Source organism: Microbacterium sp., from assembly GCF_011620715.1.
Taxonomy (GTDB): Bacteria; Actinomycetota; Actinomycetes; order Actinomycetales; family Microbacteriaceae; genus Microbacterium.
The window spans coordinates 1-4,162 of sequence record NZ_WOYP01000059.1; the positions used below are offsets into that span (position 1 = coordinate 1).

The 4,162-nt window shown below is 69.6% G+C and carries 3 protein-coding genes; 2 read left to right on the top strand and 1 reads right to left on the bottom strand.

Annotated elements, in window-relative coordinates; translation table 11 throughout:
- Positions 1-148: 148 nt before the first annotated feature.
- Positions 149-1,276, bottom strand: coding sequence for a hypothetical protein (locus tag QZV84_RS05615; protein WP_292826598.1), 1,128 nt, complete (start codon positions 1,274-1,276; stop codon positions 149-151).
- Positions 1,277-1,392: 116 nt separating this feature from the next.
- Here QZV84_RS05615 and QZV84_RS05620 point away from each other — a divergent pair, with 116 nt between their 5' ends.
- On the top strand, positions 1,393-2,751 hold the full coding sequence (locus QZV84_RS05620; protein WP_292826601.1) for an AAA family ATPase: 1,359 nt from the start codon (positions 1,393-1,395) through the stop codon (positions 2,749-2,751).
- Positions 2,752-2,829: 78 nt separating this feature from the next.
- Positions 2,830-4,113, top strand: a complete 1,284-nt coding sequence (locus QZV84_RS05625) for a serine hydrolase domain-containing protein (protein ID WP_292826604.1) — start codon at positions 2,830-2,832, stop codon at positions 4,111-4,113.
- The last annotated feature ends 49 nt before the right edge of the window (positions 4,114-4,162 follow it).

The window sequence follows — 4,162 nt, forward strand, 5'->3', positions numbered from 1 at the left end:
CGGCCCGCACGTCGGGCCAGAGCCACGCCCGTTCGTACGTGCGCAGCACGGCGACCCCGGGCAGCCGGCGGGCGATTCCCTTCGCGGTCATCTCGCCTCCTCCGCTTCACATCATCGCGGATCGCGCGCCGCAAGCGCGCTCAGCGGATCACTGCGGGCCGGGGCCGCCCACGGTGATCGACGCGGAGCCGTCGGGCAGGACGGCGATGGACCCCGTCACGATGAACGGCACGTCCTCGGCGACGTCGCGCACCGAGCCGTCGAACAGCGACCGGATGCCGACCTCGATGTGCGCGACCGCTTCGGCGGCAGGAATGCGCCACCCCGCGCCGTCGGGGACGACGGAGACCGTCGGCTGCGAGATGATCGACCACGTGGGCGGCGAGACGATGCGGTCCTGCACGACGAAGCCGAACGGGCACGCGGTCGGCTGCAGCACCTCCTGTTGCGCGCAGGAGGTGAGGAACTCCTCGACCCGCTGCTGCACGATCTGGACGAACTCCGGCGTCGCGAACGCCTGCAGATCCACCGGCACGTTCGCCATCGGGCTGTCGGAGAGCACGGCGACCCCGCGCGTGGCCGAAATCGCCGTGTCGACCGAGACGGAGTAGATCCCCGGAGAGAACACCAGCAGCGAGACGGGCGCGACGGGGTCGGCATCCACCCCCTCGGGCGAGACCTGGCGCTTGTCCAGGGTGAATCCATTGACGTCGAAGGTCATCGATCCCTTGACCGTGACATCCATCAGCGCCAGCGGGCTCGTCACGAACGTCCAGGTCGGGGCGACGCCCACCCAGCCGTCCCGTTTCACCTCGAACGTGGTCGAACCCGGGAAGGCGCCTGCGCGGTAGTCGGCCGTGACGAGAACGGTCCCGGAGTCGGTCGTCTCCTCGGAGACGATCCGCACGTCGGTGAGGGTGGCGAGCGCGGCACGCCGAAGCAGGGCGTCGGATGCCGTCGCGGGGAGCCCCGCGGCCTCCAGCTCGGCCGAATCGACGGCGACGCCCGACACGGTGAGAGCGTCGGCGGCGCGTCCCTGGGCGAGCAGGCCGAGGTAGCGCTCCACGAAGGCGGCGGGACTGTAGAACTCGCGGTAGATCGCGGCCGCGCCGGCGCCGACCGCCGCGATGAGCAGCACGCCGACGATCGCGAGCAGGGTGAGATCGAGTCCGAGCCGGGAGCGGCGGCGGTCCGGGGGAGCGGGGGGTCCGGCGGGCGCGGACGGGCCCGCCGCGGCGGCACCCACCGCCGCTGGATCCTTCACCCCCGGTTCCACCCCCCCAGTCTAGGAACCCGCCCCTGTGAGATGACGGATGGGCGCCATCTCACCATCTGTGCACCGCTCGCGGCGCTGTGGCCCGCGTCCCGGCATCCACTCGTTAACATGAATCGGTGAACACACCTCCGCTCTCTTCCGAGCAGGAGGCGCTTTTCCGCCTCATCGAGGACACGCGGGAGCACGTGTTCGTCACCGGTCGCGCCGGCACCGGCAAGTCGACGCTCCTGCAGCACCTCGCGTGGAACACCTCGAAGCAGATCGCCGTGTGCGCGCCGACCGGCGTGGCCGCCCTCAACGTCGAGGGCCAGACGATCCACTCGCTGTTCCGACTGCCGATCGGGCTGATCGCGGGAAGCCAGATCGACCAGTCCGATGCCACCCGCAAGATCCTGAATGCGATCGACACACTCGTCATCGACGAGATCTCGATGGTCAACGCCGACCTGATGGACGCGATCGACCGATCGCTGCGCCAGGCGAGGGGCCGGCGGGCAGAACCCTTCGGCGGCGTGCAGGTCGTGATGTTCGGCGATCCGTACCAGCTCGCGCCGGTGCCGCCGCGCGGGGATGAGGCCCACTACATCCGCGACCACTACCGATCGTTCTGGTTCTTCGACGCGAAGGTGTGGGTCGGCAGCGTCGGCGGCGACGGGATCATGGACATCGGCGCGTACGGCGCCGACCTGCACATCCGCGAGCTGATCGACATCCACCGGCAGGCCGACCCCGCCTTCAAGGCGATGTTGAACGCGGTCCGCTACGGGCGGGTGACCGCAGACATCGCGCAGATCCTCAACGACACGGGTGCGCGCACCCCGCCCGACCCGGCCGACGGCGAGCACCCGATCATCACGCTCGCCACCCGCAACGACATCGTCAACGGCATCAACCGCCGCCACCTGACCGAACTGGTCGGCCGAGAGCAGACCGCGTCGGCCGAGATCACCGGCGACTTCGGGCGCGGCGAAGCCTCGTACCCTGCCGACGTCGATCTGAAGCTCAAGGTGGGTGCGCAGGTGATGTTCCTGCGCAATGACACCGGCTCGTACGGCGAGCCGCCGCGCTGGGTGAACGGCACGATCGGCACGGTGGTCCGGATCGCCGGCGGCACGGTGCGGGTCGAGGTCGACGGTGCGCAGTTCGATGTCGAGCCTGCCGTGTGGGAGAGGTTCCGCTACGCCTACGACCCCGGATCGAAGTCGCTCACTCGCGAGATCGTGGCCGAGTTCACGCAGTTCCCGCTGCGCCTCGCGTGGGCGGTCACGATCCACAAGAGCCAGGGCAAGACCTATGAGCGGGCGATCATCGACCTCGGCTCGGGCGCCTTCGCGCCGGGACAGACCTATGTGGCGCTGAGCCGGCTCACCTCGCTCGATGGTCTGTACCTGTCACGGCCGCTGCGGCCCGGGGACATCCGCGTCGATCCCGACGTGCAGCGGTTCATGGCCGGGGTACGGGCGGCGGCATCCTGACCTGTACACTACGGGCGGCCGTTCCCGGACCACGCCGCCAGTGTGTTTGAATTCAATGCAGACACCGGGGGTGAAACAATGCGGGCTCGACCCACACGACGGCGTGTTGCGCTCGCACTCGCTTCGATCACCGCGGTCTCGGTCGTCATCTCGGGCTGTGCCGCCGACGAGCACATCGAGCTCGACGTTCCGGCGCAGGTGGATGCCGCGTTCCCCGAGGCGACTGCCCAGCAGCTGCAGGATGCAGTGACCCATGCGATGACGGCCGCCGGTGCCTCCGGAGCAATCGTCGGGGTGTGGGCGCCGTGGAGCGGAACCATGATCACCGGGCTGGGCGTCGAATCGGCGACCAGTGCCGAGCCCGTCACCGACGACATGCGATTCCGCATCGCGCAGGTGACGCGCGCGATGACGTGCGACGTGCTTTATGAGGTCGCCGACGCCGGCATCGTCCGTGTCAACGACCCCGTGACGAAGTGGGTCTCGGGCTTTCCCGATCTCTCCGACGTGACGCTGGGCGATCTCTGCGACAGCACCTCCGGAATCGGCTCGTACAGCGCGCAGCTGTCGGGTCTGTTCCTGACCAACCCGGCGCGCGTCTGGAACCCGAGGGAGCTGGCCAGCTACGGTCTGGGCCAGCCGCGCCAGGGCGAGCCGGGGACGGCCTTCCGCGATTCAGACGCCGGCTACATACTGCTCGGAGTCGCTCTCGAGCGGGCCACCGGCCGCAGTGCAGCGGAACTTCTGCACGATTACGTCGCCGATCCACTCGACCTCACCGCCACCGAGCTCCCGACCGGCGCGTCGGCCGCACCGCCGGCGTCAGACCCGGTTCTGAACGGCCACCACTCGCTTCGCGACGCCGCCGGCGTCATGAACTGCACCGATCCGCTGGATGTGACCGCTCTGTCCGCCAGCTCCGGGTACACGGATTCCGGCGTCGTCTCCGACATCCGCGACCTCGGGCGCTACGCCCAGGCGCTCGCCGCCGGGGCGATCCTCCCCGACGGCGTCGATCGGTTCGACGATGCCGTCGCAATCCCGGGCGCCCCGTCGTGGAACACGACCAGCGGCGGCGCCATCCAGGCCGGATCCCTGATCGGTCAGTACGGATCGGTGCCGGGCTATTCGACGGCGGCCTTCTCGGATCCGAACTCGGGGCTCACCGTCGCGGTGGTGCTCAACAACTCGGGCGGAGGCGGCGCTTTGGCCGAGTATCTCGCGTGGGAATTGGCCGCGATCGCTTCGAAGGCACCCGCCAGCGCCGGCGCCACAGCTCCCGAGGCCGGCCTTCCGTGGACAGCGCAGCAGTACCACGACCAGATCTCTGCCGCCGCGATCTGCGCCGCGCCGCCCGCGTGACGTCGTGGTCTGAGGTCACGGTGTGGTGACCGCACGGTGTTGACCGCAC